Origin of the sequence: Nostocoides sp. (assembly GCF_035343835.1) — a bacterium.
GTDB lineage: Bacteria > Actinomycetota > Actinomycetes > Actinomycetales > Dermatophilaceae > Nostocoides_A > Nostocoides_A vanveenii.
In genome coordinates this window covers 21,563-36,967 of sequence record NZ_DAOQZV010000005.1, presented here as the reverse complement: position 1 = coordinate 36,967, position 15,405 = coordinate 21,563, and the positions used below count along the sequence as shown (strand labels likewise).

The following is a 15,405-nucleotide window of genomic DNA, read 5'->3' as shown; positions in this document are numbered from 1 at the left end:
CTTATGTCGACGCGGCAGAGGCACTCGGCGGCAAGATCCACACCGGGGGCGTCGCCACGGACGGGTCCTGGCTGGTGCGACCGACCATCATCGACGGCCTCGCCCTCGACGCCGCGCCCTACTGCGAGGAGATCTTTGGGCCCGTATGCGTGGTCAATCGCTTCGCCACCGAGGAGGAGGTCGTGCACCTGGCCAACGACACGCGATACGGCCTCAACGCCATGCTGTTCACCGAAAACCTCTCCCGCGCCCACCGTGTCGCCTCCCGACTGCGCGCCGGCACGGTGTGGGTGAACTGCTTCTTCATCCGCGACCTGCGCACCCCCTTCGGCGGCGTCGGCGACTCCGGTGTCGGCCGCGAGGGGGGCAACTTCAGCCGCGAGTTCTTCACCGAGCCCAAGGCCGTCGTGATGCAGATAGCTCGCTCCTAATCGCTGATGAGGACGTTTCGGACGCGCGCGTCCTCGAAATCGACGACTAACGCTTCTACCGCTGGTCAATAGAGTCCGGAGTGTGGTCGGAGTACACGCGGGCGCGGCTACCGACGTGGGCTGGGTCCGAGAGGTGAACGAGGACGCCGTCCTCGTCGGTGAATGGTTGTTCGCCATTGCCGACGGCATGGGGGGGCAGGCGGCGGGTGAGGTCGCCAGTCGCCTCGTCGTCGAGTCCTTGGCCCGAGGCGATTGTGCGTCGCTGTCCGGCGACTCCGTCCGGCAACTCATCCTGGACGCCTCGGTGGCGATCGGGGATTACGGCCGCACCAATCCCGATAGCCACGGTCTGGGCACGACGGTGGCGGGATTTGCCGTCATCCCGGGCCCGTCAAATCTCTTGGCCGTCTTCCATGTCGGTGACTCCCGCGTCTACCGCCTCAATGAACGATGCTTGGAGCGACTGACGACCGACCACTCGGAAGTCACCGAGTTCCTCGAAGCCGGGCACGTCTCGCCGGAAGAGGCTCGACACCATCCGAGTCGACATGTGCTGACGCGGGCAATCGTGGAAGATCTCCCGCCGCAGCCCGAGATTCGGATGGTGCCGGCCGGCCCCGGAGATCGTTGGATGATCGCGAGCGACGGGCTCACGGGCGAGGTCGAGGAGGCGGAAATAGAGGCCATCCTTCGCCGGCACGCGTCTCCCCAGGAGTGTGCCGACGCGTTGGTCAGTGCCGCGCTTGCCGCCGGTGGGCACGACAATGTCAGTGTCGTCGTGGCGGACCTCGCCTTCGGCGACGAGTATCACGGTGATCTCGCGGTTACGGCGCCGCGGGCTGTACGCCGCCAGAACGAGGAGCACCAGAGTTGAACATCGACGACTTCGCGCATTACCTTCCCGGCGACGGCGTTGCCATCGTTCTCGGAGCGCGTGCGATCCTGCTGCCCGGTTCACCAGGGGACACCCTGTCCACGGAGTGCCTCACGGCGCTCGCCGGCAGCGGCGTCGAGGCCGCCATCGATGCCCTCTTCGCCCGGGGTCTACGCGCCGCCCCCGACTTCGCGATCTGCGAGATCGACGCGGACGGGCGCGCCCGGGCACTGACGCGCGGCCAGGGCCGAGTGGAGGTCGAGACGGCGAGCGATCGTCACGTCCTGGACGACGGGCGCCTCGTGGCGGATCACGAATACACCGATGTCGTGATGGCCACTCTGTCCTTGGCGCATGGGTCGGCGACGCCGGCGGTGCCCGTTCAAGGCGGCGTTGTCCCTGCTGCAGCGGTGCGCCTGACGCCGATGATCGCCGCCGCGCATCGACCACAGCCAGATGAGCTCGAGGTGCTCCCGCTGTTTCCTACCGACGACGCCGAGCCCGCGGTCGAGGCTTCCGATCCGGTATGGGCGCTTGCCGACCCCGCGCATTCCCCGCATCCTCCCAGCGTGGCCGAAGGCCCATCCGACGACGGCGTTGCTGTTGACGCCCAACTGATGACGGATGCTGGTGACGGTGTACTGGGCGTGGCGGATGCGTCCTCGGAGCTGGCCGTCGGGGTCTCGGATTCCTGGTTCTCGCGATCCGAGGACGTGGAAGCGGCCGCTACCGACGCGGACGTCCGGCAGCGGCCCGTCGATCTGAGCAAGGCGGCGTCCCACTCCGAAGACCTTGGCGAACCTGCGCTGGACGAGCAGTCAAACAGCTCACCTGTCGATGACCCGCTCGATGACGCCGTGGATCTCGTCGACGCGGGGTGGGGCAGTACGCAGTCGAACGCGGACACCGACGCCGACGACAGCGATGATGGCTTCGTCAATGCCGGCCCATCCTGGAATCCGGCGGACTGGCGAGTCACGCCGCACCCGTCGGGCGGCACCGCAGACGCGGTGGATGTCTTCGACAACCAGCCCGCCTTCACCTTTCCGCCCCCACCCGGAGAGCAAAGGCTCCTAGGCCCCGATCCCGATGGGGACATGGAGCTGACCATCGCCCGGGGTGACCTCTTGGCTGCGCTCGACTCTCCGCCGGGGGCCTGCACGGGACCGATGGTGCTGGCCAAGAAGTGTGCGCAGGGCCATTTCACGGTGGCTTTCCAGCCGACCTGTCGCGTTTGCCACGCGCCGGTTCCTGAGCAGGAGCCGGTGGAGATCAGCCGCCCCGCCCTGGGCATCCTGCGTCTGGAGTCGGGTGAAGTGATCACCGTGGACAGGGACATCGTGCTCGGCCGTTCGCCGCGGGAGATCCCCGGTCACCAGGGTGAACGCCCACACCTGGCGCGGATTGTCGACCCCCAGCACGAGGTCTCCGGCCAGCATGCCCTGATCTCCGTGAACTACTGGCTTGTTAGTGTCACGGATCTCGGTTCGACGAATGGCACCGAGATCGTCGACGCCTTGGGTGTGACGACCCGGCTCACCTCGGACACTCCCGTGGTGATCGAACCGGGAAGCACCATCATCCTGGGTGAGGTCTCTCGGATCAGTTTCGAGGCAACGGCGTGATGGCGGCCCAATCTGGGCCGCCCGTGATTCGTGGTCTAACCTTCCGCCACCTGCTCAGCAGCAGCGGGGGATACGGCGACGTCTATCTCTATCGCGAGGATCGACTAGGTCGTGAGGTCGCGGTGAAGGTACTCCGCGACCGCACGCTGGACGAGCTTGCCCGGCAGCGCTTCGAGACCGAGGCGACGACGATGGCGGGCCTGCAGCACCCCAATGTCGTCACCATTCACTCCGTCGGCGTCACGGACGATGATCGGGCCTATATCGTCATGGCGTATTGCCCGGAGGCCACCTTTGCCGAGCGCGCCGTCGGTGGTGAGTTGGCGCTCGCCGATGTGCTGAGCGCTGCCATCGAGGTCAGCGGTGCCCTCCACAGCGCGCATCTCGCAGGCATCATCCACCGCGACGTCAAGCCCGCAAACATCCTGACCCAGCCGTGGGGCGGGCCCGGCTTGACCGATTTCGGTGTGGCTACCACGTTGACGCCGACGCCGGAGGACGATGAGGAGGTCGGTGTGTCGATTCCCTGGTCGTCACCGGAGATGCTCTTCACCGAAACGCGCGGGTCCGTGGCCACGGATGTGTATTCCCTGGGCGCTACCGTGTGGCACCTCCTGGTCGGACGTTCGCCCTTCGAAGTCCTGGGTGGGGACAACTCGCGCATCGGCGTGATGGGGCGAATTCGCGACTTGCAGCCGCCACGGACCGGGCGCGCCGACGTTCCCGATTCGCTGGAGCGGATCCTGGCGCGCGCCATGGCGAAGAAGCCAGAACTGCGTCATCCCTCCGCCGCTGCTTTCGCTCAGGCCCTGACAAGCGTCGAGAGCGAGCAACGCCTGCCTCGCACCCGGATGATCGTGACGCACCGTCGAGCACCCGGTATGTACGCCGAGATCGCCGACGACGCGCTCGCCAAGACGCGCGTTCGTCGGTCAGGTGCTGCCGGACCGGGGGCACCGGGGCAACCGAACTCGAAGACAGCAACGACCGGCGCAGGAGCAGCGCAACGTTCGCGACCGCTCGGTGCAGGGAACGGTCATGCCCAAGCCACCGATCCGAGCTCGACCGAGGCTCAATCCCGGGCCAACCGATCGGCGTCGGCGCGACGGGTGGGCAGGTTGGAGGCACCGATCCACGGGGGAACGACGTTGCCGCCGCCCAGGACGGTGACCCAGACGAGTGCTCGCCGCGGCCCGTTGACGCTCAAGGTGGTCGGGGCGCTGCTGGGCGTCGCTGCGGCTGTCGGCGTTGGCTACGCCGTCGTGGCGCGCGATTCCCCCCAACCCTCGCGCGCCACCCTGACTGAGGGTACGGGGACGCCAGACGCAGGGTCCGGCGTCGCCGGGCTCCCACCCGGACCCGTCGCCATCACGTGGACGCGCGCCAAGGCCGAGGTCACCTTCCGGTGGACCTACTCTGCGCAACTGGCCACGGACACCTTCAGATGGCGAACGGACGACGATCGCGAAGGCGTCGTCAAAATCCCTACGCTCACCTTGAAATCCGCTGCCAGGCAACCCATTTGCCTCGCCATCCTGGTCGTCAGGCAGGACGGGGGTGGCTCGGTTGCCTACTCGCCGCTGGTCTGCGCAGACTGACGTGACGAACGAGGGATGACGCTTCCAGAAGCCACTGACCCCACATTTGTGGACAAGACGGTCGAGGCGATTCGTGGGCAGACTTGCGCGGGCTATTGATCTGCGAAACGGAGGGCCCGCGCCATGGGGTTTGCTCGGCATGACCGAATGCTGGCGGGCGCCTTGGTCGTGGTGCTCGCGGTCGTCGCGCTGGTGGGTTTTGCCGTCCGATCGCCGGGGGTGGCCGTTCGAAGCATCGACCTCAACGACGCCGGCGTCTGGGTCACCAACAACAAGGATTCGCTCTTCGGCCGCCTCAACCGGGCCGCGGGCGCCCTGGACTCGGGCTTCTATGCGCCCGGCGGCGCCCGCGCGGGCGACACTTCGAGGCTCGACGTGCGCCAGGAGGCGGGTACGGTCATCGCGATCGACCGCACCATCTCGACCGTCTACCCGGTCGATGTGCGCGCGGGACTGCCGCTAATCGATCAAGGTGCCGTCATCGCGCAGGACGCTGTCATCGATATGCGCGGCGGAACGGTTGCCGCTCTCGACATCAAGACCGGACGGATCTGGGCCACCCGCTATCGCGATGGCGACGCTCCTCCGACCGTGCCTGTGTTGCGCGATCTCGCCTCGTCCAGCGAACCCATCGCGTCGTTGACCGCTCTCTCGGGGGCGTCCTCGGACCGTGCTGCTCTCGCGGTCGCTATGGACGGCACGATCTACGCGGCCGATGTCACCGGACGCACGGTGACGATCACGCCCGCCGAGGGCGGGTTCGCCGAGCCACGGATAGGCACCAGCGTCACACGCAGCTCCGTCGCGGTCACGGCGGTCGGACGGCATCGCATCCTGGCGGAGCCGGACTCTGGAGCCGTCCAAGTCGATGACGCAGCCCCGGTGGTGCAGCGAGCAGCAGCCGGGCTGGTGCTCCAGGAACCCTCGTCCGAAGGGACGGCTGTCATTGTGGCCACGCCGTTGGCCCTGTGGCAGTTGCCCCTTGACGGCAGTGCCGCGAAAGCGCTTTTCGCCGCAGGCACCGGCCGCCCGGCCCGGCCCGTGATCGTCAGTGGCTGTGCATTGGGCGCGTGGGGCGGTGACCGGGGAACGGCCGCCCGCTCCTGCGGCGGCCGTCAAGCCGTCGAGACACCGGTGTCACGGAACGCCCCCTTGCGGCAACCCGTCTTCCGGGTCAACCGCGACCAGGTCGTGGTCAACGACCTGACCAATGGCGCGCTGGTCGACGTCGAACGCAAGACGGCCAGTGACGACTGGGCGGGAATCGTGCGGCCACTGAAGGCCGACAAGGACGCCAAAGGCCCGAAGAAGACCGGCGCAATCTCCTCCTCACAGGCCCCAACCGTGACCCCCGGAGAATTCGGCGCACGCCCGGGGCGCACGACCGTCCTGCACGTTTTGGACAATGTGCAGGACATCGCGGGTCATATTCGCGCGATCACGAGCGTGGAGCATGTCACGGGTGGCCGCGCTCAAATCTCGCCGGACTTGCAGACCGTCAGTTTCACCCTTGATACAAAAGCGAAGCTGGCGGGATTCGATTTCGTGGTCGACGCCGGAGGGCCGTCACGCACCGGCCATGTCGACGTCACGCCCAAGCCGAGTGGCAATGCGGCGCCCCTCCGGCGCGAGCAGGCGGCCGATCCGATATGGACCGTGCCGGCCGCTGGAGTCATCAGTGTTCCCGTGCTGGGGCAGTGGCGCGACGGCGAAGGTGATGCCCTCGCCTTGTTCGATGCGAGCGTGTCGGACGGGGTTGTTCGGACGACCGGTGAAGGCAACCTGGAACTTGCGGCCCCGGCTACCGGGGGCGTCGTGGACATCACCTATCGGGTGACGGACGGTCGATCCAAGAGCCAGCCGGCCCACGTCCGAGTCGATGTTCAGGATCCGCAGGCGACACAGCGTAAATCCGCCGTCACCCGTCCCGATGTCGTTGCGGCCGAGCCGGGGTCCGCCGTGACCTTCCGTCCCACCGTCAACGACCTACCCGGGTCGGATCCCACGGACCCCTCGGCGACTATCTCGCTCGACGGAGACGTCACCTTCACGCGCTCGGCCAAGCGGCCACTCAATGTCACGACGGACCCCGCCACCGGGACGGTGACTGTGAGGGCCGACAAGGAGGGGTCGTACACGCTCGGCTACCGCGCGGCATACGGAAGCGCGGATCCGGCACCCGGGCAGGTCCGTTTGGAAGTGCGCCCGGCCAAGCGGGCAGGTGCCCCCGTTGCGATGCCGGATACCGCGTCGGTCCGCGGCTTAGCGCCCGCGCTCGTCGATGTCATCGGCAATGACATCGACCTGGCCGGCCGCGTGCTGACCGTTCAGTCGGCCACGGTGGAACCGAAAGATGCGATGACCGCAGCCACGGTCGGTGGCCGATGGCTGCGTCTGATGCCGACCGGAGTCAAGGCGAGCGCGCCGCCGGTCGTCAGCTATGAGGTGAGCAATGGCGAAGAGACCGCGACCGGAGAGGTTTCGGTGGCCCTGCTCGCGCCCTTGGAGAGCGATCAGGTCGTGGTGCGAGCCGACGCGGCGGTCGTGCGAGCGGGTGACTCCACCCTGATCCCGGCTCTGGAGAACGACTCCACCCTCTCCGGCGGCCCGCTCACGCTCAAGGCGAATATTCCCGGCGCGCCGGGACCGGGACAGTTGCTCGTCACCGACCCCGTCGACCCGATGTCGAAGGACGTCGGCGCCGCCTATGTCTCGGGGTCGGCCATCCGCTTCCTGGCACCGGCCAAGGTCGCCTCCCCACGCACTCTCGCAATCGACTATGTCGCCGTCACCGACACCGGCGAATCGGGATCCGGCCGGGTCATGGTCATCGTGCAGCCGCTGCCGTCGCAGGCGCAGGCCAATGCGACACCGACCCCGGAGCCGCTGGAGGCCCGAACCGTGCAAGGCGACACGGTCACGATCCCGGTCGCCACCTCGGGCCATGACCCCGACGGTGATTCGTCCGTCGTCACCGGGATCGCATCGGCGCCGAGACTGGGTCGGGTCATGGGCTTCGGGCCGAACAGCATTGTCTACCAGGCTTATCCGCAGTCGCGTGGCACTGATGTCTTCACCTATTCGGTCAGCGACGCTTTTGGTGCCATGGCGACGGCGAGTGTCCGCGTGGCGGTGGTCCCGGCCGGTGATCCACAACTCGCCGTGCCGCTGCCCGACACCATGACGGTCGCCCCGGGCGCCCACGTGACGATCAACCCGCTCGCCAACGATCTGTTTGCCAAGGGCGATCCGGTCACCATCGTCCCGCTCGCACAGAACAACCCGAAGTTGCCGGCCGGCGTCGCATTGCAATCCCCGCAAGGACCACTCACGGCCACTGCCACGCCGATCGGCAAGAGCCTGACGGTCACCTACGGCCTGACCGGAAACGCCGGCCCGTCGTCCTTGTCGACGGTGACGATCCGGTCGGCGGAGGATGCCCAGTTGCCCCCCCGGATTACCGACCACGTGGCGAAGGCGACGTCGGTCGACTCGGCCACCGTCGATGTGCTGACCGGTGCGTTCGACCCGGACGGCGACTCGGCCAAGCTGAAGGTCGCTTCGGTCGCGTCCAGCAACGCCAGAATCGCCGGCGCCAAGGTGGTGATCTCAGTCACCGGTGTGCCGCAAGCGATTCCGTATGTCGTCACGGACGAAGCGGGCTCATCGGCGGCCGCGGTGATCTATGTGCCCGCCGCCGGGTCCGGGGGACCCTTCGCCATCCCGGGCAAGGCCATCGCCTTGCCCGAGGGCGGTTCGGCCGACATCCGCCTCGGTGACTACATCGACTCGCCCACCGGCTCCCGGGTGGTGCTCGCCGACGGCCGCGATCCGGTGCTCACCTCGCCGGCCAAGGCGCTGCGTCCGCGAGTGACCAAGCCGGGAGACACGAGCGTCAGCGTGGCTGCCGAGAAGGGTTTCTCCGGTCCGGCGGCCCTGCTGTTCTCGGTGACGGACGTCCCGAAGGGTGCGGCCGATGCGGCGCCACCCACTCTCGTGAGCATCCCCGTCCAGGTCGGTGATGACCAGCCCCTCCTGCGTTGCCCCCCGAGCGCGTTCGATCTGGTGGCCGGTGCCGAACCGGTGACCCTCGACGTCGCCAGCCTGTGCCACGTGTGGACCTCGGACCCCGCGGCCGCCGCCGGTTTGACGTATGACGCGGCGTGGGTGGACGCCGCGGCCGGGATCGACCTCACCGGATCCGGGAGCAACCGCATCTCCTTGAGCGCGCGGGCGGACGCAAAGGCCGGCGTTGCCGGAAAGTTCCGCATCACCGTGAGCGGAGCCACGGGCCCGGGTGCAGTCATGAGCGTCCGTGTCACCAAAGAGCTTCCGCCGCCAACGATTTCGCCGATCCGTCTCGACCACGTCAAGGCCGGCGAGCCGGTCTCGGTCGACCTGGCCGAGGCCATGACCTCGCCCTTGCCGGCGCCGACGTTCGCCGCTCTCTCGGTGTCCCAGGCGCCGGGTGCCAAAGTCTCCGCCTCCGTGCAGGGATCGCGGATCACCCTGACCCCCGCAGCGAATGCGACCGGTGTGCTCACGGTCGGTGTCACGGCCACCGACTCCGCGGGGAGCAGGGATCGCATCGTCACCGGGTCGATCACCCTGTCGATCTTTGCCAAGCCCGACCCACCGAGCCGCGTGGTTGCGCAGATCTCGACTCTGGCCGCGTCGGCCGAGGTCTCCTGGCAGGCCGGTGCGGCCAATGGTTCGCCGATCGACTACTTCGAGGTCAGCGGGGTCGGCAGCCCGAAGCGGTGTGCCGCCTCGCCCTGCGCGATCACCGGGCTGCCGGTAGGCGGCGAGGTCTCCTTCACCGTCCGCGCTCACAACGAGGCCGGCTTCAGCGACCCCTCGCCGGCGTCCGCCCCGGTCACGATCGACGAGGTGCCGAAGCCGCCGACAGGGTTGCGAGTAACACCCGGAGGCGACGGCGAACTGAACCTGTCCTGGACTGCGGCACAGACTACTGGCTCGCGTCTGACGGGCTACGACCTATCCGTTCAACCCGGTGTTCCCGGGGCCGGCCAACAACTAGGTCCGGGGGCCACGTCGACGACCGTTCGCGGGCTCACGAACGGTCAGAACTACACCTTCACCCTGGCGGCTCGCAATGCCGTCGGGTCCAGCGTTCCGGTCACGGCCTCGGGGACACCGGTCGGCCCGCCGAGCGCCCCCGTGCTGGCCGAGCCGAGTGTCCGAGACAATGGCGACGGGATCAACGGCGTCGTCGATCTGTCCTGGTCCGCGAGTAGCGCGAACGCGCCCGGCGCGGTTTCCTACACGCTATCGATGAACGGCAGCCCGATCTCCTCGTGCTCCGGGATCTCCGCAACGTCGTGTTCGTCCCCCCCCGTGACCTACGGCGCCTCGGTCAGTTTCCGGGTCGAGGCCAAGAACTCCGCCGGCATGACCGCATCCTCGGACTCCGTGAGCGTCACGCCCGAGGGCCAGCCATCCCCCTGGTCGAGCGTGCCGACGTCCAAGGCGACTGGGTCGAGCGGAGAGGTCACGATCTCCTTTACGACGCCACCGACCAATAGCGGGGTGAACACCCTGACCGCCTTCTTCCGCGGCCAGCGGCTGGCTATCGGCAGCTACGGCCCCAGTGCCCAGTCCGACACCGTGACCCTCAATGTCGGGGTGAACGTGCCGGTCACGGTCAAGCTGCAACTGTGCAACGCCAAGGGCCTCTGCTCGACCTCGGACGGCATCATCGTCGAGCCTTATGGCACTCCCAACACCCCCGTCGTCAGCGTCCGGGCCGAGGGCACGGTCATCTATTGGTCGGTCAGTTTGCCCGGTGGTGGCATGGGGCGGCCCGCCACCATGAACGTCTCGAGCAGCGACCCGAACTTCGGTGGCCCGTCCAGCCTGAAGGTGCCCGCCACCGGCGACTACGCCAGCGGCGAGTACTCCTTCGACACCGGGCAGTACGACACCGCCGTCGACGTTACGGCAACGGTGGCGGCCGACGGTGGGACAAGTTCCAGTACGGGCTCGGCCACAACGGGTTCGAAGCCGGCCGACGCCACCATCGATCTGCAGCGCGGCACCGAATCGACCGATCCGGCGGTGTGCGGCGTCGAGGGCACGTGCTACCAAGTCGTGATCGTCGCCGAGAACTTCGATTCGGGCGGCGCCACGTGCACGGTGGATGTCCTCGGCCAAGTCGCGGTCGGCAACGGGGCGAACACCTTCGGCTACGTCTTGGCAGCGCCAACGCTGTCGGCCAGCTGCTCCGATGGCGTGGAAAGCGCTTCGGACACCGAACCGTGGGGCTTGTAATGGCCCCGACGAAGTCCACCACCCAACCCGGAGGCCACCCATGCCACTGACCGATGACGAGACCCGGCGCTTTGCCGAGACCTTCGAGGCGATGGTCGGCAATATCGAACGCGGCGTGCGCGGCAAGACCCACGTCACCCGCCTGACGCTGACCTGCCTGTTGTCGGGCGGGCACCTGCTCATCGAGGACAACCCGGGCACCGGCAAGACGCAACTGGCCAAGGCGCTCGCCAACACCATCGAGGGCAGCCACAGCCGGATCCAGTTCACTCCGGACCTGCTGCCCACCGATATCACCGGAGTGACGGTCTACGACCAGAGTAGCCAGCGGTTCTCCTTCCGCCCGGGCCCGATCTTCGCCTCCATCGTGCTCGCCGACGAGATCAATCGGGCCTCCCCGAAGACACAGTCCGCCCTCCTGGAGGTCATGGAGGAGGGACAGGTCACCGTCGACGGCACGCGGCACAGCGTGGGCAAGCCCTTCATGGTCATCGCGACCCAGAACCCCATCGAGCAGGCGGGTACCTACCGGCTGCCCGAAGCCCAGCTCGACCGCTTCCTGATGAAGACGGCCCTCGGCTACCCCGATCACGACACGACGGTCGAGTTGCTCGCGGATGCCGAGAACCGCGACCGCAGCAGTGGCGTCCAACCGATCATCCGGGCCAGCGCGGTCGACGCCATGGCTACCCTTGCGGGGCAGGTGCACGTCGACCCGACCATCTTGAGCTATGTCGCGCGTATCGCTGAGGAGTCCCGCCGCAATCCCCACATCGCCCTGGGCCTGAGTGTCCGCGGCGGGCTAGCCTTTGTGCGCTGCGCCAAGACCTGGGCGCTGGCCTCCGGGCGCGCGTATGTCACTCCCGACGACATTGCCGACCTCGCCCAGCCGATCCTCGGCCATCGGGTACTCCTCGGCGATGAGGCCCAGTTCTCCGGCGTCCGGGTCGCCGATGTCATCGACGATGTGATGGCCAGTGTCACTGCGCCTGCCTACCGTCCCGCCTGAGCTGCGGGCCAGGACCGAGCGCGTGCTGGGTCAGGTCTCGCCGTTGGGTTGGGGTGTGCTCGTCGCCACAGTGTTGAGCGGTCTGGCCGGCTGGTCGCTCGGCTGGATCGAGTTCACGTATGCCGCAGCAGCCCTCGTCACTCTCTTTGCGCTGGCGTGCCTGCTCACCATCGGCCGGACCCGGCTCGAGGTGCGCCTTCGCGTGCACCCGACGCGGGTGCGGGCAGGCGACGCGGCGGCTGCCGAAGTCCAGGTGCGCAATCTCGGCCGCTTCCCGCTTCCGCCCATTCCCCTCGAGCTGCCGACCGGTGACTCTGCGACGGTCCTGCTTATGCCGACGCTCTCGCGCGGCGGGGTCCACGACGAACTCGTCATCCTCCCTACCGAGAAGCGAGGGGTCTATCCGATCGGCCCCGCAACGACCCTGCGTGGTGATCCCTTCGGACTGGTGCGCCGAGCGGTCGCGTGGACCCCGACCATCGAACTCTTCGTGCACCCGCGCACCGTTTATGTCGACCCGTTCACCAGCGGCGTCCTTCGTGACCTCGAGGGTCAGACGACCAACGATGTCTCGGCGAGTGACTTGGCCTTCCACGGCCTGCGCGAGTACGTGCCCGGAGACGACCGCCGCCATATTCACTGGCTCTCCACGGCCAAGCGGTCCAGCAGCGGGGGACAGGCGGATCTGATGGTGCGCCAGTTCTTGGACACCCGTCGCACGCACGTGGGCCTTGTCGTCGACTGCAACGAAACGGCATACGCTGTTGCCACCGATTTCGAGACAGCGCTGGAAGCGGGTGCCTCGATCGCGCAGCGCGCCGTCGGCGACAAGGTCGATCTCACCCTGGGGACCGGGCCTTTCGTGTTGCGATCCCCTAAGGGACACACGGCCATGGACGTCCTCGCGCGTGCCCGACTCGGCGGGGAACGGGTCGACCTGGTTGCCGGGACGCTGACGCGGCTCTCCCCCTCCATGAGCACCGTGGTCATCGTGACCGGGGCGGCCGCCGACCTGACCTCGGTCCATCGCGCCATCGCCTCCTTCCCGCCAGGGATGCAGGTGCTGGTCTTGCGCTTCGATGCCGGATCGGAGATCCGGCGGCAGCGCTCCTCGGGCGCCATGCTCATCACCTTCGGTGACCTGGGCGACCTCAACAAGGCGCTCGCGGGGAGTCGCCGTCCATGACCACCGATACCCTCACAACCGCCTCCCGGACGGTGGCTCGCGGCGCGTCGCCGATGAGCCGTCTGCTCTTGCCGTCGGCCCTCGACACCGCCCTCCTCCTGGTTGGCATCACCGTGGCCTTCACGGCCTGGCGACCGGCCTTCGCCTCCTTCGGCTATCTGGGCCTCGGACTGGCCGGGGCCGTGCTCGGGGCGCTCGCGTCGGCGGCCGGCAGGCTGGCCGGACGTCGGCTGCCGGCTGCTATCGGCTCGTCGGCGGAACCGCTGCTCGGCGTGACGCTCACCGCGCTCGCATACGTACTCCTCGCACCGACCGTCGTCCTGCACCGTCCCGATGCCGTGGGACGGATGCTGCCGGTGCCCGTTGCTGGCTGGAAGGAAATGCTCACCACCTTGGCTCCGATCGACACGGCCGGCACTCTCGGCGGCCTGCCATTCACGATCGGGCTGTTCGCGGGTTGGCTGGGCGCGACGCTGTCCCGGAGTCGGCATGCGGCCGCGACCCTCGTCCCGATCGGAGTTCTCGCGGCCGCGATCACCCTGGGCACCGAGGACCGCCGGTATGCAGCCCTCGCCGGGTTAGGCACTGCGGCCATCGTCCTGGTGTGGGCGGCGGTGCGTCGTCGTCGCGGCCGGCGGATGATCGGAACGGGCGGCTCCCGCCTGAGCCAACTCGCGATTGGTTCTGCCTTGCTCATGGTGGCCGGCGGGGTGGGCTTCCTTGTGGCACAGCACCTCCCGGGCACCGAGACGCGCTCGCGGCTGCTTGCGCGCAGCCAGGTCGAAGCGCCCTTCGATGTTTCGCAGTTCGTGAGCCCGCTATCCGGTTTCCGCAAATACGGCGAGGGCCTGAAGCTGCTGTGGGATCAGGAGTTGCTGACGGTCCAAGGCGGTGCATCCGGGCAACGCCTGCGGTTCGCGGTCATGGACACCTACAACGGAACAGTCTGGAGCGCCGGCACTACCGACGCGGGGGGCGGCGTTTTTCAGCGCGTCGGACGGGTGATCGCCGATCCGATCGTCCACCACATGCGCGCGCAGCAGATCGAGCTAACCATCGGTGAGGCGTATGCCGCGCTCCCCGAATTGCGCGCCTGGGTGCCGGGGAATGGCCTGCCCATCAAGGTCGACTTCGTCAATGACCAGGACTGGAAGCTGACCGACACCCTCCGCTACAACCTCGCCACCGGCCAACTGCTCGTCCCGGGCGGGCTGCCGGCCGGCACCCGCATCCAGATGACGGCCTACCCCGTCCCGGAGGTGCCCAAAGCCGGTGTCGTCCCGGATCCCACGGTCCGGATCGATCAGGGTGCCGGGGCGTTCACAGCCACGTGGGCGACCGAGTGGTCCCGCCAAGCGATCAACCCGTGGGATCGCCTCGCCGCGATCGGCAAGCACCTCAGTGAGGCCGGCGCCTTCAGCGACGGCACTCGGCCGGGCGAGGAGGAGTATTGGCCGGGTCACAACCAGGGCCGCCTGATGACGCTGCTCGGTGCGCCCCAGCCGGTCGGCAGCGACGAGCAATATGCGGCGGCCTTCGCCCTGCTCGCCCAGCAAACCGGCGTCCCGACCAGGGTTGTTCTCGGCGCGGTGCTCCCGCCGGGCGGCCACATCCGCGGCCAGGACGTCCATGCCTGGGTTGAGGTTCGCTCGGAGTCCGGCGAGTGGCTATCCGTGCCGAACGACTTCTTCATGCCTCAGCGCTCCCAGCGGCCCAAGGCCACGGACCCGGAGTCGGCCCCACCACTCGATCAGGCCGTTGTTCCACCGGCCGTCGGTCGCCGGCCGCCGGGCACGGTCGAGTCGCTGATCGAAGGTGTCCCGCCGCTGCAGAAGCCGCGGTCGAACGCGACGACAGGCACCAAGGCGCAGGGGCCGGCGATCAGCATCCCGGTCCCGTCGTGGGCCGGCACCGTCGCCCGGTATGCCGCGCCCCCCGCGGGGCTGACAGCCGGGTCCGCGATCCTGCTTGCGGCCGCCCGGATGCTGCGTCGGCAGCGTCGGCGTTCACGTGGCCAGGAGAGTCGACGGCTGGCAGCCGGTTGGCGTGATCTGGTCGACCATGCCCGCGATCTCGGCGTAGCGGTCGAGCCACGGGCCACCCGGCGTGAGCAGGCCCGCGTCGTTGGCCACCGGGATCTGGCAGCGCGCGCCGACCGCGCCGTCTTCGGGGAGGGCGAGCCGGGGGCAGAGGCGATCGGCGCCTTCTGGGCCGATATCGGCCAGGCCAAGAAGTCACTGTCGCGCAATGCTTCCCGACCGGCGCGCCTGCTGCGGCCGTGGCGCTTGCGCAGCCTGGTGATCCGTGATCCCGCGTCCTGACCAGCCGCGCCAGGACGCCGCAGTGGTCAGCCTCGGGGCGTCGTGTCGTGCAATCTGAGGACTTCCCACC

At 68.3% G+C, this 15,405-nt stretch carries 8 protein-coding genes; all 8 read left to right on the top strand.

From position 1 onward, the window contains the following. On the top strand, window positions 1-431 hold a 431-nt coding region (locus PKH97_RS00985; RefSeq protein ID WP_324385528.1), incomplete at its 5' end, for an aldehyde dehydrogenase family protein. Window positions 432-513: 82 nt separating this feature from the next. Beyond that, a complete protein-coding gene (locus PKH97_RS00980) occupies window positions 514-1,305 on the top strand; it encodes a protein phosphatase 2C domain-containing protein (protein WP_324385527.1) in 792 nt (263 codons plus the stop codon). Further along, window positions 1,302-2,930: an FHA domain-containing protein gene (locus PKH97_RS00975; protein ID WP_324385526.1), complete on the top strand. Its 1,629-nt coding sequence runs from the start codon at window positions 1,302-1,304 to the stop codon at window positions 2,928-2,930. The genes PKH97_RS00980 and PKH97_RS00975 overlap by 4 nt, the downstream gene beginning before the upstream one ends. Before the next feature lie 23 nt (window positions 2,931-2,953). Next, window positions 2,954-4,528, top strand: coding sequence for a protein kinase (locus PKH97_RS00970; RefSeq protein ID WP_324385525.1), 1,575 nt, complete (start codon window positions 2,954-2,956; stop codon window positions 4,526-4,528). A 123-nt stretch (window positions 4,529-4,651) separates the two neighbouring features. Beyond that, window positions 4,652-10,819, top strand: a complete 6,168-nt coding sequence (locus tag PKH97_RS00965) for an Ig-like domain-containing protein (protein ID WP_324385524.1) — start codon at window positions 4,652-4,654, stop codon at window positions 10,817-10,819. A 40-nt stretch (window positions 10,820-10,859) separates the two neighbouring features. Beyond that, the gene (locus tag PKH97_RS00960) at window positions 10,860-11,828 is read left to right on the top strand and encodes a MoxR family ATPase (RefSeq protein ID WP_324385523.1); all 969 of its coding nucleotides are present in this window, start codon (window positions 10,860-10,862) and stop codon (window positions 11,826-11,828) included. Beyond that, window positions 11,797-13,014: a DUF58 domain-containing protein gene (locus PKH97_RS00955; protein ID WP_324385522.1), complete on the top strand. Its 1,218-nt coding sequence runs from the start codon at window positions 11,797-11,799 to the stop codon at window positions 13,012-13,014. The genes PKH97_RS00960 and PKH97_RS00955 overlap by 32 nt, the downstream gene beginning before the upstream one ends. Further along, window positions 13,011-15,335 carry a transglutaminaseTgpA domain-containing protein gene (locus PKH97_RS00950; RefSeq protein ID WP_324385521.1) on the top strand — a complete coding sequence of 775 codons (2,325 nt, stop codon included), beginning with the start codon at window positions 13,011-13,013 and terminating at the stop codon, window positions 15,333-15,335. Before PKH97_RS00955 ends, PKH97_RS00950 begins: the two co-directional genes overlap by 4 nt. The last annotated feature ends 70 nt before the right edge of the window (window positions 15,336-15,405 follow it).